Genomic DNA, 16,603 nt, shown 5'->3' with positions numbered 1-16,603 from the left:
CCTATGGACGTTTGGTTAATGAACGGTTTGCGGGGTCAGGGATCAGGCTCCGAACTGCTCACGCAGAATCCGTTCCTCCAGGCTATGGCCGGGGTCGAACAGCATCTGCATGGCGATCGAGCGGTCGGTGACCACCTCGACGCGTTTGACGTTGCGCGCTTCGTCGTGGTCGGCGACGGCTGCGACCGGGCGCTTGTCGCTTTCCAGCACCTCGAACACCACGACGGCGGTGTTGGGCAACAGGGCGCCGCGCCAGCGGCGCGGGCGGAACGGGCTGATCGGCGTGAGCGCGAGCAGGGCGGCGTTGATCGGAAGGATCGGTCCCTGCGCCGACAGGTTATAGGCCGTAGAGCCCGCCGGCGTCGCCACCATGATGCCGTCGGCGACCAGTTCCGCCATCCGTTCGCTGTCGTCCACCAGAATCCGCAGCCGCGCCGCCTGGTGCGTCTGGCGGAACAGGTGCACCTCATTGATCGCGTGGTGCTTGTGCTGCTTGTCGTGGATGTCGGTCGCCCGCATCAACAGCGGGTTGATCATGGTCAGCCGCGCCGCCGCCAGCCGCTCGTGCAGGCGCTCGGTGCTGAACTCGTTCATCAGGAAGCCGACCGTGCCGCGATGCATGCCGTAGATCGGGGTGCCGGAGCGCATATGCTTGTGTAGCGTCTGCAGCATCAAGCCATCGCCGCCAAGGGCGACGATCACGTCGGCCTTTGGCACATCGTGATTGCCGTAGACGTTGGTGAGGGCTGCGAGCGCCTCCTGCGCTTCCGGGCTCGAGCTCGCAACAAACGCGATCCGGTCATATTTCTGTTGCGTCATGGGTTGGTTCGGGCCCGAGAACGTGCAGGGAAACTACCAAATGGATCGCGCGGTATTCGTCTATACGACCTTTCCGAGCCTTGTCGAGGCGGAAGCCGCGGCCAAGGTGATCGTCGAGGGCAAGCTTGCCGCTTGCGCCAACATCCTGCCGGGGATGATTTCGCATTACCGCTGGGAGGGCAAGGTCGAACGCGCGGAGGAGGTGGTGACGATCTTCAAGACCCGCACCTCGCTCGCCGACCGCGTTCGCGAGGCGGTGCGGCAGAACCACTCCTATGAAGTGCCGGCGATCGCGGTGATCGCCCTGGAGAGCGTCGATCGCGACTATTTCGGTTGGCTGCTCGACTCGACCAAGCCGGACGAGACCTGAACACGGGGCGGAGCGCTGACGCGGTTGTGAACTTTCAACCGGCTGGCTATCCATGCTATGCAGCCGCCATGGGGTTGGGTCGTTTCGTTCGCTGCAGTCTCGCGCTCGCGATGTTCCTTCCGCTGGCGGCCTGCGCTGGCGGATCGGGCGAGGAGACCTATTTTGCCAGGCCTCGCAATGCGGGCGCCCCGCAGCCGTTCCCCGTCAACTACCGTGCCGACCTGCTGGCGTTTCTGCGCACCTATCTCAACGATCCGACCAACGTGCGGGATGCCTCGATTTCCGAGCCCGTGCAGCGTTTCATCGGTGGCGCTAACCGCTACGTGCTGTGCGTACGCTACGATACACGCGATTCAAGCGGCCACTATACTGGGACGGCCGACCGCGCAGCGCTCTATCTCGACGGCCGCTTCGACCGAATGATCGAGAAGCCGCAGGATCTCTGTCCGGCAACCGCCTATGCGCCATTCCCCGAACTGGAAAAGTTGAAACGCTGAGTTGAGAACTTCGTTCTTGACCCCGTTCCGGTTCTGGAAAGAATGCGGCGCCCCGTTCAATGGATGGGACTGCACGGCCCATAGAAGGCTGTGCGAGGAAACTCAAGGAGTGATGATGATAAAACGTTCGCTGCGCGGACTTCTGGCCGCATCGCTGTTGTTGCTGCCAGGGTTTTCTGCGCCCGCTGCCGCGGAGGGCTTCCCGGACAAGCCGATCCGGTTGATCATTCCCTATACGCCTGGTGGCTCCACCGATCTGACAGGTCGGATCTACGGTGAAGCACTGCAGGCCATTCTCGGCCAGAACGTCATCGTCGAGAACCGTCCTGGCGCGGCGGGCACGATCGGCATCGACGCGGTCGCGAAATCCAAGCCCGACGGCTACACGCTCGGCGTCAGCGGTGTCGGTCCGACCGCGATCGCGCCACTCATCGATCAGAAGACGCCGTACCAGCCGCTGCGCGACCTCGACATCATCTCGGGCTTGAGCATCGTCGATCTCGCGTTCGTCGCGCTGCCGAATTCGAAGTACAGCACCATGAAGGACGTGCTGGACGATGCGCGGGCCAATCCGGACAAGATCAGCTTCGCCACCGCTGGCGTCGCCGGTCCGGCGCACCTCGATGTCGAGAATCTGTCGCAGCTTGCGAAGGTCAAGATGATCCATGTGCCGTTCCAGGGCGACGTGCCGGCCATCACCGCGCTGCTCAGCGGCGACGTGACGATCGGCGCCGTGGCTGCAGCGTCTGCGACGCCGTTCCTCACCGGCGGCAAGTTGAAGGCGCTCGCGGCAGGCGGGCCTGAGCGGCTGAAGCTGTTGCCTGATCTTGCGACCGCTGCGGAGCAGACCGGCTTCAAGGACTACGACGCCTATGCCTGGAACGTGCTGGTGGCCGCGCGCGGCACGCCGCCGGAGGTGATCGCCAAGCTGAACAAGGCGGTGAACGAGGCGGCGGCGAAGCCCGAGATCAAGGAGAAGCTGGAGAATCTCGGGCTCAAGGTGATGCCGGGCGACATGAAATGGGCGCAGGAGTTCGTGGCCGGCAAGATCGCGCGCAACAAGCGCATCATCGAGACCACCGGGCTGAAGCGCGAATAGAACTTCGAAGCTGCAACGAAGCCGCCGGCATGGACGGAGCCATGTGCGGCGGCTTTGTCATATGGGCAGCGCACGCACGAACCGTCAGCGTCTGCGCATGCTGCTGCGCCTGAGAGTAGACCGGGGCCGGGGCAGGGCAGGTCAGGCGGGCGAGGCGGACCCGAACAGCTTGCCGCGTTCGGTGATCGCCGCGATGAGGATCGCGATCGTGCCACAGACGACGAGGCCGATGCACAGCGGCAGCAACGTGCCGTTGTAGAGCTGGCCGATCATGTGCGCGATCAGCGCTTGCATCATGGTCGCGACCGAGCCGATCAGCGACGAGGCGGTCCCGGCGATCCGCCCTTGCGGCTCCATCGCCAGCGCATTGAAGTTCGACGAGGCCATCAGGTGCAGCGCATTGATGATGCACATGAACAGCGTGTAGTTGATCGCATCGACCATGCCCGCCTGCGCCACCAGCAACAGCACGACCGAGAGGCCGGTCGCGATGATCATGCCGGCGTGCGACAGCAGCCGCATGCCGAGCCGGCCGACGAGGCGTGAGTTGATGAACGCGCCGGTCGACATTGCCGCCGCGGCGATGCCGAAGGCGATGGTGAAATAGGGGCCCATGCCGAGCAACCCGCCCATGACTTGCGGAGCGGCATAGAGCGTCGCCAGCAGCGCACCCTGGGTGACGCCGTTCGCCAACATGTAGCCGAGCGTCTGCGGCGTCGTCAGCGCCTGCCGCACGGCGTCGATGATCTCCACCGGACGCAACGAGCGGGTGTTGGCCGGGTCCAGGGTCTCGGGCAGGCGGGCGAACGCCCAGGCCGATGCGATCAGGCCATAGCCGGTCAGGAACACGAAGATCCATGGCCAAGGCGCGGCGAGCACCACCACCTGGCCGATGGTGGGAGCAATCACCGGCACGATCATCAGCACCGTCATGGTCAGCGACATGACGCTCGCCATCCTGCGGCCGCTGTAGCAATCGCGGATCACCGAGATCGTGATGACGCGCGGGCCCGCGGCGCCGAGACCCTGGACGAAGCGGGCGATCAGCAGTGTCTCGAAACTGGGCGCGACGATGCACAACAGCGAGGCCACGAGATACAGCGCCAGGCAACCCAGCAGCACCGGCTTGCGGCCGAACCGGTCGGAGACGGGCCCCACCACGAACTGCCCGACGCTGAAGCCGGCAAAGAAGGCCGTCAGCACGCCCTGGGTGCTGGCGTCGTTGACGGCGAACGACCGGCCGATCGGCGCCAGCACGGCGAGCATCATCGAAGTCGCCAGCGCGGTCAGCGCCATCAGGCACGAAACCAGCATGACGAATTCGGGGAACCGCATCGGCAGATGCCGCGGTGAGGCGGTATCAAGCGGCGGTGATGCTGCGGGAGAGTTCATGAGTGGACCTGTATGGAACCCTGTTGTTCACGGTCGCTCCCGCCGGTGCAACCCCACCGCCGGGATGGCTGCTCATCACGGTTCCAGCGCGGCTGATCACGTGGCCGTGATCATGGCCGTTTTTTGCCATGTCAGGCCTATATTCGCCATGGATGGCAGCAATCATCGCCATCGTTGAACGTGAATGACTGCGCCGCAGACCCATTCAGGTTCCACCGTGACTGTCGCGCCACAACCGGTCCGGAAAGGACGCCATGGCTTCACCGCCAAGCAACCAAATCCGTGCCACGTTGTTTGATGACAAGTCGCATGTCGTTGCGGTTGGGCCCGCGACGTTGTTTGGTTTGAGGGTGGTCGTTATGAAACGTGTTGTTCTCGCTGCCGCAGCAGCAGTCTTGGTCGCAGCGCCTGCGCTGGCGGCCGATATGCGCGCGCCGGTTTACAAGGCGCCGCCGCCGGCGCCGACGCCGGTCGCGCAGGTCTACAACTGGACCGGTTTCTACATCGGTGCCCATGTCGGCGGCGCATTCGCCGGCTCCAACACATTCTCCGGCAATGATGCACGCTTCATGGTCGGTGTGCAGGGTGGTGCGGACTACCAGTTCGCCCCGAACTGGGTGGTTGGTATCGAGGCGCAGTATTCGTGGCTGCCGACGAGCAGCGACCGCACGCTGGCCTTCGCCCCGAACGGCGCTGCGACCCTGGACAACCGCGGCATTGGCTCGGTCACCGGCCGGCTCGGTTATGCCATCGGCCCGGTGCTGATCTATGCCAAGGGCGGCTACGCGTTTCTGGATCGCAGCCTGGATGTGAACGTGGGCGGTGCGCCTGCCGCTTTCTCCACCTCGGGCAAGGGTAAGGACGGCTACACCGTCGGTGCCGGTCTGGAATACATGTTTGCCCAGAACTGGTCGGTGAAGGCCGAGTACCAGTACTACGACTTCGGCCGCACCACGTTCACCTCGGGCCCGCCGGCCATCGAGGGTACGAGCTTCAAGAACGACGAGCATACCGTGAAGGCCGGCTTGAACTATCGCTTCACCTGGGACGGCCCGCAGGTGCCGCGCTACTAAGCGCTCCGCAATGTTCGATGCAGAGGCCGGCCCTTGCGCCGGCCTCTTTGTTTTTGGTGGCGGTGCATGGGAAGGACATGGGCGTCGCGAGTTGGGGCTCTTGCCCGCCGATTCGTGGCTTCAACATCTCGCCACCGATTCTGTCGCGGACTCGAACTCGGTGCGAGTCGCAACCCCTGCAGAGAAAAACAAAGCGCGTGACCTGCTCGGCATGCCTCGCTCAAATATCTCTATGGAACAGTCGATTCGGAAATTGCGGCCCGAGCTCAGCACACCGGTCAATCTGGTGTTGGCATTCACGTTGATGCTCGCGTGCTCGGTCAATGTCTGGCTTCTCTGCACGCATCTGTGAAGGGTGCGTGGTATCACCGCCATACCTGTGTCCGTTCTGTTACTGATGCGCGTGACCGATGGTCAGGCTGGGCCGGCTGTCGATTTCAAAATCTGATCATAGCAGCAGAACCGTAGCGCGCCTTCGGCTTTAGAAGTCATGTAAGGCCAATCGCGAAGCTGTGAGTATCCAGACTCACAATGGTCATGTTGAGCGGCTAGTGCTTACTTCCGAAAGAGGAAGCGTGCTCATGACAAAAATCCCACCCACCGAATTCGGGGCTGAACTGGTTTCGATCATGCGCAATGTTCTCGAAGAAGCGGTCGAGCGGATCAACTACGAAAACCGCACGCCGGCGACGAAAGCGAAAATGGCGGAGCGGATCGTTCTGACCGCATCGAGCGGTGTCACCGCGCGAGATCAGCTGCTACTGGCGGCGGTCGCCGAGGGAAGGGAGCCCGCCGCCTGAGCGGGACGTTCGCGCGCGGGACGTTGGTGCCAGAGGAGTGCTCCGCCGCGGCATCATTTCAGCAGCATCTTGTAGGCAACCAGGATTGCCAGCAAGGCCAGGAAAATCAAAAACGCCGGCATCTTCTTTTCAGGCACGGGCTTCTGCTGCGCCGCGGCTTGTCGTTGCGCGGCGGCTTGCCGCTGCCGTGCGTCGCGTAGCGAAATCACGTTATCCTGCTCGTCCGGCCGCTTCTGCTCAGAGGTCATGGCCCGTGTCCTATTCCGCCCGTCGCCACGCGATGTCGATCATAGATAGCGGCCGGCGAAGCTGATCAACGGCTGGATGGTGCTGTTCTGCGTAAACGCCTTGATCGTTCCGATCGCGATCATGGTCGCGTGGCGTTCGATCGTTTCTTCCAGTTCGCAGTCGAGCACACCAACGGCGCTATTCAGCACCGGCGCGCCGGTTGCGAGCGTGGTCCATTCGCCGGCGTCGAAACGATCCGCGCCTTTCAGTGTTCCCTGACCCCCGAACTCCCTTGCCAGGTCTTCGCGGTCGCGCCCGATATAGTTGATCGCGAAATGCTTCGCCTCGAGAATGACCGGGAGAGCGGAGGTCTTCTGGCCGATCGACACCAGCATGGTCGGAGGATCGGCGGTGAGGTGCGTCGCGGACAGCGCCAGGAAGCCGGCCGGACCGTTCGCGCCCTTGGCGGTGACGATCGCAACCCCGATGGCGCGAGATCCCAAGGCCCGCCAGAACGTCTTCGCATCAATGGCGTCGGTCATGCGTATCCTTGTCTGCGTCAGCGTATGACGTCTGCCGCAGCGTGCGGCGGCGCGCTCATACGTCGTTCAACTCCTGTGAGGTCAAATTAGGACGCCGGCCGAGCGACCGCAACGTGGTCGAGCACGAATTGCAGCCGCGCAGGAACAGGGGCGAACGGCAGCGCGATCAGATCGTAGCCGAGGTCGGTGTAGGTTTGCGCCAAGGCGGCGTAGGTTCGCTCGGCTTCGGCGAAATCCTGCCGGCGTTCGTCGTCCTGCGCGAAAATCTCGCGCCAGGGCGGGGTGATGAACGCGCGCCGGTGATAACGGAAAAGCTCCGCCGCCTTCCGCACATGGGCAGGCGCGTCCAGGCCGCACAGACGCAAATAGCCGAGCACGTCGGGGACGCCGCGGTCGCAGAACACAGGAACCTGCGGCGAAGCCTGCCGCGCGGCCATGTGGTAGGACCGCATATCCCAGCTCAGCATCAAATCGGCAAAGGCGGCCCGATCGCTCCATGGCAGCGCCGTACCGCCGATGGCGACCTGATCCTGGATGATGCCTCGTCCGGCCTCATGCGTGCGCGCGAAGCCGGCAGCCTCCAGCGCGTCGATCAACGTGGTTTTGCCTGAGCCGGGGCCACCGGTGATGACAACCAATGAATCGTGATTTTCCAACATTGAGGTCTCCTTCGATCGTGATGCAGCCCGTTGTAGTGCCTCGGTGCTGCCAACTTCAGTTCTTGTTTTCGGCATGATCTTTTCGGAAAGCGCAGGTCCCACCATGTCGCGGAGCGGCCCGAGGGCCGGTTCTCGCGTGATTTCTTGTGTGCCGGATTTCTGTTAAGAGCGGTCGAGTCAGGCTGAGATGATTGCTGAATGCAGGGGGTGCAGGGCGATGCTTCCAAAACCGTGGCGCCTGCCAGGATTCGTTGCTCTCGCACTGACGTTTGCGCTGGGTGGATGTCAGGATCAGGCCGCACCGCCCCAGACTCCGATGAGTGTCGTCACCGAAGTCGCCACGCTCAGCGATTATTCGCCGACGGTATCACTGACCGGGGAGGTCAAGGCCCGCATCCAGAACGATCTGTCGTTTCGGGTCAGCGGCAAGCTGATCGAGCGCAAGGTCGATGTCGGCAGCCGAGTAAAGGCGGGGGATCTTCTGGCCAAGATCGATCCGCAGGAACAGATCGCCAATCTCAATGCCGCCCAAGCGTCCGTCGAGGCCTCGCAGGCAAGCCTGAAACAGGCAACGGCAACCTTCGAACGACAGAAAACGCTGCTCGAAGGTGGTTATACGACCCGGCGCGACTATGATCAAGCCGAGCAGGTGTTCAAGACCGCGCAGGGCTCGATGGACTCTGCCAATGCGCAGCTTGCGACGGCGCGCGACCAGCTCGGCTATACTGAATTGCACGCCAGCGCGTCAGGCGTCATCACCGCCAGGAACGCCGAAGTCGGCCAGATCGTGCAGGCCGCGCAGGCGATCTTCACGCTGGCGCAGGATGGGGCGCTCGATGCGGTCTTCAACATCAACGAGTTGATCCTGACGCGCGAACCGGGTGATCCGACGATCGAGCTGACGCTGGTGAGCGATCCGTCCGTGCGCGCGTCCGGCACCGTCCGCGAGATTTCGCCGACCATCGATCCGCAGATGGGGACGATTCGGGTCAAGGTCACGATCAACGATCCGCCACCGGCGATGGCGCTGGGTGCGGCCGTGGTGGGCTCCGGCAAGTTCAAGGCCCGCAGCCGCATCGTGCTGCCGGCAAGCGCGCTGTTCTCGCACGACGGCCGTCCGGCGGTGTGGGTCGTCGATCCGCAAAGCAAGGCGGCATCACTGAAGCCGATCACGGTCGATGCGTTCGAGACTCAGCACATCGTCGTCCGCGACGGCCTCAAGCCTGGCGATATCGTGGTGACTCGCGGCGCCTATCTGCTGCGGCCTGACCAGATCGTGGCGCTGGCTGGGAGTGCCAAGCCATGAGAGCCCAAGCCTTCAAAGCCCAAGCCTTCAAAGCACAAGCCCTCAAAGCCCAAGCCATGAGAGCCTCCACCGCTCTTCTGACATCGGCTGCGATCGCATGCGCGCTCACCGCCTGCAAGGAGAAGGAGCCGCCGCCGCCCGTGCGCCCCGTGCTGTCGATGGTGGTGGCGCCGCAGAGCGAGCGTACGCTCGGTTTTGCCGGAACGGTCGAGCCGCAATACAAGGTCGGATTCGGCTTCCGTGTGCTCGGCCGCGTGATCGCCCGCGACGTCAATGTCGGCGATATGGTCAAGAAGGACCAGCAGCTCGCCGCGATCGACGCGGTCGCACTGGAATTGGGTGTGCGCACCGCGCAAGCCGACGTCGCCAACGCGCAGGCGCGTCTGGTCAATGCCTCCGGCGTTCTCGGCCGCCAGCAGATCCTGCTGCAGCAGAACACGGCGACGCGGGCCGAGTTCGAAAGCGCGCAACAGGCGCAGCAGACGGCAACGGCGATGGTCTCGCAGGCGGAAGCCAACCTGGCCAAAGCGCAGGAGCAACTCGGCTATAGCAAGCTGCGCACCGACTTCGACGGCATCGTGACGTCGGTGGATGCGGAGGTGGGGCAGGTGGTTTCGCCGGGGCAGGCGGTGATCACCGTGGCGCGCCCCGATATTCGCGAGGCGGTGGTGGACGTGCCTGAAGACATCGCCAACACGCTTGCGCCTGGCGCGCGCTTCGAGGTTGCGCTGCAGGTCGATCCCACGCTGATGATCGACGGCAAGGTGCGCGAGGTCGCGCCGCAGGCCGACGCCACCACGCGGACCCGGCGCGTCAAGATCACGCTCGACAAGCCGCCGGAGAACTTCCGTCTCGGCACGACCATTACCGCCTACCTGACCACGTCGTCGAAGCCGGCGATCCAGTTGCCGGCCTCGGCGCTGCTGGAGCGCGACGGCAAGACCATGGTTTGGACCGTGGATCCCGCCAGCAAGACGGTCAGCCTGCAAGAGATCAAAGTTGCCGAGCGCAACGATCAGGATTTCCAGGTCGTCGATGGACTGGCGGCGGGGGTGCGAGTGGTGATTGCCGGCGTCCACAGTCTTAAGCCGGGGCAGACCGTGAAACTTGCGCAAGAGGCAAATCCGTGAAGGGCTTCAATCTCTCGGACTGGGCGCTCAGCCACCGCTCGCTGGTCTGGTATTTCATGATCGCGGCGACGCTCGCTGGCATCTTCTCCTATATCCATCTCGGCCGCGAGGAGGACCCGAACTTCACCATCAAGACGATGGTGATCCAGGCCAAATGGCCGGGTGCCTCGGTTGAAGACACGATCAGCCAGATCACCGATCGGATCGAGAAGAAGCTCGAGGAACTGGAGTCGCTCGATTTCACCAGGAGCATGACGACGCCGGGCCAGACCACGATCTTCGTCAACCTGAAGGATACGACCAAGGCCAGCGATGTGACGCCGACCTGGCTGCGCGTCCGCAACATGATCGGCGACATCCGTGGCGACTTCCCGCAAGGCATCGTCGGCCCCGTCTTCAACGATCGGTTCGGCGATGTGTTCGGCAACGTCTACGCCTTCACCGCCGACGGGCTGAGTCCGCGCCAGCTTCGGGACTACGTCGAGAACGTGCGGGCACAGGTGCTCACTGTGCCGAATGTCGGCAAGGTCGACCTGATCGGCGTGCGCGACGAGGTGATCTATCTGGAGTTCTCGACCCGGCAGATCGCAGCACTCGGCGTCGATCAGCAGGCGATCATCCGCACGCTGCAGTCGCAGAACGCGATCACGCCGTCCGGCGTGATTCAGGCGGGGCCGGAACGGGTGGCGCTGCGGGTCGGCGGGCAGTTTGCTTCCGAGGAGAGCCTGCGGGCAGTCAACTTCCGCATCAATGACCGCTTCTTCCGTCTCAGCGACGTGGCGACGGTCACCCGTGGCTACACCGATCCGCCATCCTCCTTGTTCCGCTTCAAGGGGCAGCCGGCGATCGGGCTCGCGATCGGCATGAAGCCGAACGCGAACCTGCTCGAGTTCGGCGAGGCGCTAAAGGCGAAGATGCGGATCATCGAAAGCGAGCTGCCGATCGGTGTCGGTGTGCATCTGGTCTCCGATCAGCCGGTGGTGGTGGAGGAGGCGGTCGGCGGCTTCACCCGCGCGCTGTTCGAGGCGGTGGTGATCGTGCTCGCGGTCTCGTTCGTCAGTCTCGGCATGCGCGCCGGTCTCGTGGTTGCTTTGTCGATCCCGCTGGTGCTGGCGATCACCTTCCTGACGATGGCCTATCTCGGCATCTCGTTGCAGCGCATTTCACTCGGCGCGCTGATCATCGCTCTCGGCCTGTTGGTGGACGACGCGATGATCGCCGTGGAGATGATGGTGGCGCGGCTCGAGGTCGGCGACAATCTGAGGAAGGCCGCGACCTATGTCTACACCCATACCGCGTTTCCGATGTTGACCGGGACGCTGGTGACGATCGCCAGCTTCATTCCGGTCGGTCTGAACGGCAGCGCCGCGGGTGAGTTCACCTTCACGCTGTTCGTCGTGATCGCCGTGTCGCTGATTGTCTCATGGGTGGTGGCTGTGCTGTTCACGCCATTGCTCGGTGTTACGGTTCTGCCCGAGACGATGAAGAAGCATGACGAGAGGCCGGGCCGCTTCGCCGCCGCGTTCTCGCGCCTGCTGCTCTGGGCGGTCAGCCATCGCTGGCTCACCATCGGCGCAACGGCGGCCCTTTTCCTGCTGTCGGTGGTCGGCATGGGGTTCGTCCAACAGCAGTTTTTCCCGGCGTCCGATCGGCCTGAGCTGATCGTCGACTGGACGCTGCCGCAAAGCGCGTCGATCGCCGAGACCAAGACGCTGATGGACCGGTTCGAGACCCACCTGCAGGGCGATGACGACATCGAGCGCTGGTCGTCCTATGTCGGGCAGGGCGCGGTCCGCTTCGTGCTGTCGTTCGACGTGCAGCCCGCCAGTCCGAATTTCGGCCAGGTCATCATCGTGACCAAGAGCCTGGAAGCGCGCGAGCGGGTTCGGGCCAAGCTGAATGCGATCATTCAGCGTGACTTCGTCGGCATCGACGCGTTCGTCAAGGCGATGGACCTTGGTCCGCCGGTCGGACGGCCGATCCAGTATCGTCTCAGCGGGCCGCAGATCCAAAAGGTGCGCGACTATGCGCAATCGCTCGCCAGCATCGTCGGCAAGAATCCCAATGTCGGCGGCGTCGTTTATGACTGGAACGAGCCCGCGCGCGTCGTCAAGGTGGATGTGCTGCAGGACAAGGCGCGCCAGCTCGGCGTCAGCTCCGAAGACATTGCATCGTCGTTGAATGGTGTCGTCGGCGGATCGGCGATCACCCAAGTCCGCGACAGCATCTATCTCGTCGACGTGGTGGGCCGCGCGCGCGCCGCCGAACGCAACTCGCTTGAAACCTTCCAGAACCTGCAGCTTCCGGCCAAGGGCGGGCAGGCGGTGCCGCTCGCCGCGGTCGCGACGTTCGCGTATCAGATCGAGCAGCCGGTGGTGTGGCGGCGCAGCCGGCAGCCGACCATCACCATCAAGGCCGGCCTCATCAGCGACCTGCAACCGGCAACGGTGGTCAACCAGCTTGCGCCCGCCGTGAACGCGTTCATCGCGCAACTGCCGGAAGGCTATCAGGTGCAGACGGCAGGCGCCGTCGAGGAAAGTGCCAAGGGGCAAGGGCCGATCGCGGCGATCGTGCCGGTCATGCTGTTCGTGATGGCGACGCTGCTGATGATCCAGCTGCAGAGCTTCCAGCGTCTGTTCCTGGTGGTGGCGGTGGCCCCGCTCGGGCTGATCGGCGTGGTGGCCGCGCTGCTGCCGAGTCGCGCGCCGCTCGGCTTCGTCGCGATCCTGGGCGTGCTGGCCCTGATCGGCATCCTGATCCGCAACTCGGTCATTCTGATCGTCCAGATCGAGGAACTGCGGCGTGAGGGGCATGATCCGTGGCACGCCGTGATCGAAGCGACAGAACACCGCATGCGGCCGATCATGCTGACGGCGGCTGCGGCGAGCCTGGCGCTGATCCCGATCGCGCGCGAGGTGTTCTGGGGGCCGATGGCCTATGCGATGATGGGCGGTATCATCGCGGGCACGTTGCTGACGCTCGTGTTCCTGCCGGCGCTGTATGTGGCCTGGTTCCGCATCAAGCAGCCGCCGGAGAAGCCTGTTGAATCGGCCGCCGAGGCGCCGGCTGCGGTGTCATAGCGGGACAGTCGCTGGAAGCCATATCCAGCCGCTTGTGGGTTAGCCCCGCGGGCGGCTGGCGGTTCTTGCGACCGTGCGCTTGGCCGGATGCCGCACGAATTTGACGCCGAGTTGGTCGCCATTGATCCAGGCAAGTTCACAGCGTCGATGCGCTGTTCCGGTGCCCGACAGTAGCAGGAAGAATTCCGTCGAACGCGGCATGGCGATCGATCCGTCGATCTGCAGCTTGGCCCCGCTTTCCGAGATGTCGGAAATCCAACACGCATGGTGCCAGGTGCCGTCGATCGCGATCATACGGGCCGGCAGGTCGTGCGAGAAGTCAACGCGCGGGGCTTTACGCCGATCGGCAGGGGGCATCTTGAACATCCAGGGCAGGCCGAGCGAGGGCTAGTCTTGATGTCTATTCGATACCATCTAACGAGGTCCTAAAGCGCGATGAGATTTGGACGAATCGTCCTCGCGCTTCATCTCAGTTTGAGCATGATCCTTTCGGAAAACCGCTTCACACTTTTCCGGATCACTTCTCATGCGTAGCCGGCCTCTATGATGAGGTGACGCTCGGGCTCGGTACGTCCTCGTCACGATCGATGTAGGTGTGGTGAAACAGGCTTGGCGTCGCGTTTCCGTCGAGCAGAACATAGAAACCGGAGCCGCGGGTGCGTCCGACGATGACGCCTGTCTCCACTGCGATCTTCGGGCTTCGTTCCTTGCCGAGCTGATTGAGACGGACGCGATCTCCGGAGCGGAGCTGAAGAGGCGATTTCGATTCTTGCATATTCCAGACCTTCAAAACGACTGCTCCGCGGCTTTTAGGGCTGGATGGCCGCACCTATCGTGATGTGAGTCACGCAAGGGGGCCTGGAGGTTCACGAATTGATGATGATTCCTGCCGGGCCCAGGCGGATGACGGCCGCAAGCTGCGATATATCCGTGCTACGGTTCCGGAGCGGCTTGCAGCTCAAGGGGTTAGCCCAGCTGCCCCTATCACGGGTTCGCATTGGGCGATGTGTCGCAGTGGCATCGTGGGATGGCGGGCGTGCGGCTTGGCGGACTTTACAAGGTCGAATATCGGTTCGGTGACGCGACGGGGCGCAGCGTGATGTACGCGCGCGGCGGACGGATGTTCGGTGGCAACTCCGCGTTCGCGCATATCGGCACCTACCGCGAGGTGGATGGCGAAATTGTCGCAGAGATTTCAACCCAGCGTCATCATGACGATCCGAACTACCGAGCGATGCTCGGTTCCGATGTGGCATCAATCGCCGTGCGCGGTCACGCGCGGGATGATGCCTTCCAGTTCGAGGGCTCTTCGCCGCAGGCGCCCGGCGTCTTCAATGCGGTGATGCGACCGCTGCGCGAGGAGGAAAGCCCGCTGGCCGGCACGGTCGGCGAAGGCGGGCTCGCCAATGGGCTCTATGCGATCCACATCCATGCGCTCGACGGCGTGGCCGGTGGCAACACCGGCGTCATGGTGATGGTGGACGGCTGCATTCTCGGCGGCGACGCGTTTTTCTACTACCTGGGCTCATACTCGTCGTCCGAGGGGCGCTGGAAAGGTGAAATCGTCAGCCAGGAGCACACGCCGGCCGATCCCGCGCTCTCGCTGTTCGGCGGTCAGGAGGTCGGTATGGGATTGTCCGGATCGTGCAACGCCGATGGTGCGGAGGCAATCGCCACCGCTTTCACCGGCCGGCGCAGCATCCGCTTCGCGGTCACGCTCAAGCTGATGTGCCGCGCCTGACCGCGAGGCGTCTCGCAGGGCTACGCTAGCGCAGCGCGAAGCCGGCGAGCTTGCCCTCCGAGCGCCACTTGTCGAGCATGTCGAAGAACACCAGCGACCCCGCGCCGTAGGTTTCGGAGAAGAAGCCGTTCTTGTTTCCGGGCGCGCCCTCGCTGTTGTAGTAGCCCGGCGTGCATTCCCGATAGAAGTTTTCGCCGATGCCGGACAGCCGTCGCACCTCCTGCACATAAGCCTCTTCAGCGGCGGGCGTGAGTTCGAGCGTCTTGTAGCCGCGTGCCCGCGCTTCCGTGACGATATAGGTGATGTGGCGGGTCTGGTTCTCCAGCGAGAGCGGCAGGTTGACGGTGGTTGCCGCCTGGCTGCGACCGACGAAGAAGCAGTTCGGGAAGCCATGCGCGGTCATGCCGTGCAGCGTCCGCATGCCATTGCCCCAGTGGTCGGAGAGCTTGGCGCCGTCGCGGCCCACCACCTCGTAACCGGCGCGGCGGGTGAAAGCCGTTCCGACCTCGAACCCCGTCGCGAAGATGAGGCAGTCGATCTTGTATTCCTGTCCGTTCGCGACCACGCCGTCCTCGGTCATCCGTTCGACGCCCTTGCCGCTGGTGTCGATCAGTGTGACGTTCGGGCGGTTGTAGGTCTGCAGGTACTCGTCATGGAAGCAGGGACGCTTGCAGAACTGCCGATACCATGGCTTCAGCACGGCGGCGGTCGCGGGATCCTTGACGATCTGATCCACGCGGTCGCGGATCTGGTTCATCTTCTTATAGTCGGCGAGTTCCAGCAGCTGGGCCCGCTCCGTGCTCGTCAGCCGCCGGCCGATCCTTTTTGAGGCTTCCAGCGCCGCCTTACCGGTGAGATTGCGGAAGATGTCCGTCCAGCCGTCATGCACCAAGTCTTCGTCCTGGTCGCCGCCGCTGACCAGAATGTTGAAGTTCTCCATTCGCCGCCTTTGCCAGCCGGGTTCGAGCGTGGCGGCCCAGGCCGGATCGGTCTCATGGTTGTTGCGGACGTCGATCGAGGACGGGGTGCGCTGGAAGACGTAAAGCTGTTTGGCGGAGGCGCCGAGATGCGGGATGCACTGCACCGCGGTCGCACCGGTGCCGATGATGGCGACGCGCTTGTCGTTGAGGCCGGTCAGATTGCCGTAGCTGTCGCCGCCGGTGTAGCGATAGTCCCAGCGGCTGGTGTGAAAGGTATGGCCCTTGAATTCGGTGATGCCGGGAATGCCCGGCAGCTTCGGCCGATGGAGCGGGCCATTGGCGATCGCCACGTACTGCGCCCGGAAGCGATCGCCGCGATCGGTGGAGACGATCCAGCGCTGGTCCGCCTCGTCCCATTGCAGGCCGCTGATGCTCGTCTGCAGCAATGCGTCGTCGTAAAGTCGATAGTGGCGCGCGATGCGGCGGCTGTGTTCGAGGATTTCCGGCGCGAAGGAATATTTGTGCTTCGGGATGTAGCCGAGTTCCTCGAGCAACGGCAGGTAGCAGTAGGACTCGACGTCGCACATGGCGCCTGGATAGCGGTTCCAATACCAGGTGCCGCCGAAGTCGCCGCCGCTTTCGATCACGCGAAGCTTCTCGAACCCGGCCTCGCGCAACCGCGCGCTCATCAACAGGCCGCCGAAGCCGCCGCCGATGATGGCGAAATCGACGTCGTCATGCACCGGATCGCGGGTGAAACCCGGCTCCACATACGGGTCTTCGATGTAGCGCGAGAACTGCTCCTTGACCTCGATGTACTGGCCGACGCCATCCGGCCGCAGGCGCTTGTCACGCTCGGCAAGATATTTTGCCTTGAGGGCGTCCGGATCAAAATCGATCGTGCCGACCAGGGCCGCAATGTCAGGGTGGATGTTCATCGCGTGTCG

At 63.7% G+C, this 16,603-nt stretch carries 18 protein-coding genes; 10 read left to right on the top strand and 8 right to left on the bottom strand.

Annotated features, from left to right (window positions below; all coding sequences use genetic code 11):
* Window positions 1–42: 42 nt before the first annotated feature.
* Complete coding sequence (locus tag X566_RS22735) at window positions 43–819, bottom strand: NAD kinase (RefSeq protein WP_034471862.1); 777 nt, start codon at window positions 817–819, stop codon at window positions 43–45.
* Between the two features lie 40 nt (window positions 820–859).
* Here X566_RS22735 and cutA point away from each other — a divergent pair, with 40 nt between their 5' ends.
* The 3 genes from cutA (at window position 860) to X566_RS22720 (ending at window position 2,785) form a co-directional block, all read left to right on the top strand.
* Complete coding sequence (gene cutA, locus X566_RS22730; RefSeq protein WP_034472836.1) at window positions 860–1,189, top strand: divalent-cation tolerance protein CutA; 330 nt, start codon at window positions 860–862, stop codon at window positions 1,187–1,189.
* Window positions 1,190–1,257: 68 nt separating this feature from the next.
* The gene (locus tag X566_RS22725) at window positions 1,258–1,686 is read left to right on the top strand and encodes a hypothetical protein (protein WP_051444443.1); all 429 of its coding nucleotides are present in this window, start codon (window positions 1,258–1,260) and stop codon (window positions 1,684–1,686) included.
* A gap of 112 nt (window positions 1,687–1,798) precedes the next feature.
* Window positions 1,799–2,785, top strand: coding sequence for a tripartite tricarboxylate transporter substrate binding protein (locus tag X566_RS22720; RefSeq protein WP_051444442.1), 987 nt, complete (start codon window positions 1,799–1,801; stop codon window positions 2,783–2,785).
* A 141-nt stretch (window positions 2,786–2,926) separates the two neighbouring features.
* Here X566_RS22720 and X566_RS22715 read toward each other — a convergent pair whose 3' ends face one another.
* Window positions 2,927–4,177: a multidrug effflux MFS transporter gene (locus X566_RS22715; RefSeq protein WP_034471855.1), complete on the bottom strand. Its 1,251-nt coding sequence runs from the start codon at window positions 4,175–4,177 to the stop codon at window positions 2,927–2,929.
* 359 nt (window positions 4,178–4,536) lie between these two features.
* On the opposite strand from X566_RS22715, the gene X566_RS22710 reads away from it, so the two are divergent.
* The 3 genes from X566_RS22710 (at window position 4,537) to X566_RS22705 (ending at window position 6,050) form a co-directional block, all read left to right on the top strand.
* Window positions 4,537–5,250, top strand: a complete 714-nt coding sequence (locus X566_RS22710; protein ID WP_034471852.1) for an outer membrane protein — start codon at window positions 4,537–4,539, stop codon at window positions 5,248–5,250.
* Window positions 5,251–5,260: 10 nt separating this feature from the next.
* Window positions 5,261–5,602 carry a hypothetical protein gene (locus X566_RS24885; RefSeq protein WP_152540030.1) on the top strand — a complete coding sequence of 114 codons (342 nt, stop codon included), beginning with the start codon at window positions 5,261–5,263 and terminating at the stop codon, window positions 5,600–5,602.
* A 229-nt stretch (window positions 5,603–5,831) separates the two neighbouring features.
* On the top strand, window positions 5,832–6,050 hold the full coding sequence (locus tag X566_RS22705) for a hypothetical protein (RefSeq protein WP_034471849.1): 219 nt from the start codon (window positions 5,832–5,834) through the stop codon (window positions 6,048–6,050).
* A gap of 53 nt (window positions 6,051–6,103) precedes the next feature.
* On the opposite strand, the gene X566_RS24135 is transcribed toward X566_RS22705, so the two are convergent.
* The 3 genes from X566_RS24135 to X566_RS22690 all read right to left on the bottom strand — a co-directional run bounded on the left by X566_RS24135 (window position 6,104) and on the right by X566_RS22690 (window position 7,479).
* Window positions 6,104–6,298, bottom strand: a complete 195-nt coding sequence (locus X566_RS24135) for a hypothetical protein (protein ID WP_051444440.1) — start codon at window positions 6,296–6,298, stop codon at window positions 6,104–6,106.
* 39 nt (window positions 6,299–6,337) lie between these two features.
* Window positions 6,338–6,820: a flavin reductase family protein gene (locus X566_RS22695; protein WP_034471843.1), complete on the bottom strand. Its 483-nt coding sequence runs from the start codon at window positions 6,818–6,820 to the stop codon at window positions 6,338–6,340.
* Between the two features lie 86 nt (window positions 6,821–6,906).
* Entirely contained in the window at window positions 6,907–7,479 is a 573-nt protein-coding gene (locus X566_RS22690) for an AAA family ATPase (RefSeq protein ID WP_034471840.1), read from the bottom strand.
* 316 nt (window positions 7,480–7,795) lie between these two features.
* Here X566_RS22690 and X566_RS22685 point away from each other — a divergent pair, with 316 nt between their 5' ends.
* Genes X566_RS22685 through X566_RS22675 form a run of 3 tightly spaced genes read left to right on the top strand, consistent with a single transcriptional unit; the run spans window position 7,796 to window position 12,995 of the window.
* Window positions 7,796–8,785 carry an efflux RND transporter periplasmic adaptor subunit gene (locus tag X566_RS22685; RefSeq protein WP_160170515.1) on the top strand — a complete coding sequence of 330 codons (990 nt, stop codon included), beginning with the start codon at window positions 7,796–7,798 and terminating at the stop codon, window positions 8,783–8,785.
* 56 nt (window positions 8,786–8,841) lie between these two features.
* Window positions 8,842–9,915 (top strand): efflux RND transporter periplasmic adaptor subunit, encoded by a 1,074-nt coding sequence (locus X566_RS22680; RefSeq protein WP_034471837.1) that lies wholly within the window; start codon window positions 8,842–8,844, stop codon window positions 9,913–9,915.
* Complete coding sequence (locus X566_RS22675) at window positions 9,912–12,995, top strand: efflux RND transporter permease subunit (protein ID WP_034471833.1); 3,084 nt, start codon at window positions 9,912–9,914, stop codon at window positions 12,993–12,995. Before X566_RS22680 ends, X566_RS22675 begins: the two co-directional genes overlap by 4 nt.
* Window positions 12,996–13,034: 39 nt before the next feature.
* On the opposite strand, the gene X566_RS22670 is transcribed toward X566_RS22675, so the two are convergent.
* Together X566_RS22670 and X566_RS22665 are read right to left on the bottom strand one after the other, a co-directional pair.
* Window positions 13,035–13,352: a PilZ domain-containing protein gene (locus tag X566_RS22670; protein WP_034472831.1), complete on the bottom strand. Its 318-nt coding sequence runs from the start codon at window positions 13,350–13,352 to the stop codon at window positions 13,035–13,037.
* Window positions 13,353–13,536: 184 nt separating this feature from the next.
* On the bottom strand, window positions 13,537–13,770 hold the full coding sequence (locus tag X566_RS22665; RefSeq protein ID WP_152540028.1) for a hypothetical protein: 234 nt from the start codon (window positions 13,768–13,770) through the stop codon (window positions 13,537–13,539).
* 252 nt (window positions 13,771–14,022) lie between these two features.
* Here X566_RS22665 and X566_RS22660 point away from each other — a divergent pair, with 252 nt between their 5' ends.
* Entirely contained in the window at window positions 14,023–14,736 is a 714-nt protein-coding gene (locus tag X566_RS22660) for a GrlR family regulatory protein (RefSeq protein ID WP_034471828.1), read from the top strand.
* Between the two features lie 25 nt (window positions 14,737–14,761).
* Here X566_RS22660 and X566_RS22655 read toward each other — a convergent pair whose 3' ends face one another.
* Window positions 14,762–16,594: an NAD(P)/FAD-dependent oxidoreductase gene (locus tag X566_RS22655; RefSeq protein WP_051444438.1), complete on the bottom strand. Its 1,833-nt coding sequence runs from the start codon at window positions 16,592–16,594 to the stop codon at window positions 14,762–14,764.
* Window positions 16,595–16,603 lie beyond the last annotated feature (9 nt).

Origin of the sequence: Afipia sp. P52-10, assembly GCF_000516555.1 — a bacterium.
Lineage (GTDB): Bacteria > Pseudomonadota > Alphaproteobacteria > Rhizobiales > Xanthobacteraceae > P52-10.
The sequence above is the reverse complement of the archived record's forward strand: the minus strand, read 5'-3'. Positions and strand labels throughout refer to the sequence as shown.

Coding starts and splice junctions, on each gene's coding strand:
- X566_RS22735 (WP_034471862.1), bottom strand. CDS start 819: ATGACGCAACAGAAATATGACCGGATCGCGTTTGTTGCGAGCTCGAGC.
- cutA (WP_034472836.1), top strand. CDS start 860: ATGGATCGCGCGGTATTCGTCTATACGACCTTTCCGAGCCTTGTCGAG.
- X566_RS22725 (WP_051444443.1), top strand. CDS start 1,258: ATGGGGTTGGGTCGTTTCGTTCGCTGCAGTCTCGCGCTCGCGATGTTC.
- X566_RS22720 (WP_051444442.1), top strand. CDS start 1,799: ATGATGATAAAACGTTCGCTGCGCGGACTTCTGGCCGCATCGCTGTTG.
- X566_RS22715 (WP_034471855.1), bottom strand. CDS start 4,177: ATGAACTCTCCCGCAGCATCACCGCCGCTTGATACCGCCTCACCGCGG.
- X566_RS22710 (WP_034471852.1), top strand. CDS start 4,537: ATGAAACGTGTTGTTCTCGCTGCCGCAGCAGCAGTCTTGGTCGCAGCG.
- X566_RS24885 (WP_152540030.1), top strand. CDS start 5,261: ATGTTCGATGCAGAGGCCGGCCCTTGCGCCGGCCTCTTTGTTTTTGGT.
- X566_RS22705 (WP_034471849.1), top strand. CDS start 5,832: ATGACAAAAATCCCACCCACCGAATTCGGGGCTGAACTGGTTTCGATC.
- X566_RS24135 (WP_051444440.1), bottom strand. CDS start 6,298: ATGACCTCTGAGCAGAAGCGGCCGGACGAGCAGGATAACGTGATTTCG.
- X566_RS22695 (WP_034471843.1), bottom strand. CDS start 6,820: ATGACCGACGCCATTGATGCGAAGACGTTCTGGCGGGCCTTGGGATCT.
- X566_RS22690 (WP_034471840.1), bottom strand. CDS start 7,479: ATGTTGGAAAATCACGATTCATTGGTTGTCATCACCGGTGGCCCCGGC.
- X566_RS22685 (WP_160170515.1), top strand. CDS start 7,796: ATGAGTGTCGTCACCGAAGTCGCCACGCTCAGCGATTATTCGCCGACG.
- X566_RS22680 (WP_034471837.1), top strand. CDS start 8,842: ATGAGAGCCTCCACCGCTCTTCTGACATCGGCTGCGATCGCATGCGCG.
- X566_RS22670 (WP_034472831.1), bottom strand. CDS start 13,352: ATGCCCCCTGCCGATCGGCGTAAAGCCCCGCGCGTTGACTTCTCGCAC.
- X566_RS22665 (WP_152540028.1), bottom strand. CDS start 13,770: ATGCAAGAATCGAAATCGCCTCTTCAGCTCCGCTCCGGAGATCGCGTC.
- X566_RS22660 (WP_034471828.1), top strand. CDS start 14,023: ATGGCGGGCGTGCGGCTTGGCGGACTTTACAAGGTCGAATATCGGTTC.
- X566_RS22655 (WP_051444438.1), bottom strand. CDS start 16,594: ATGAACATCCACCCTGACATTGCGGCCCTGGTCGGCACGATCGATTTT.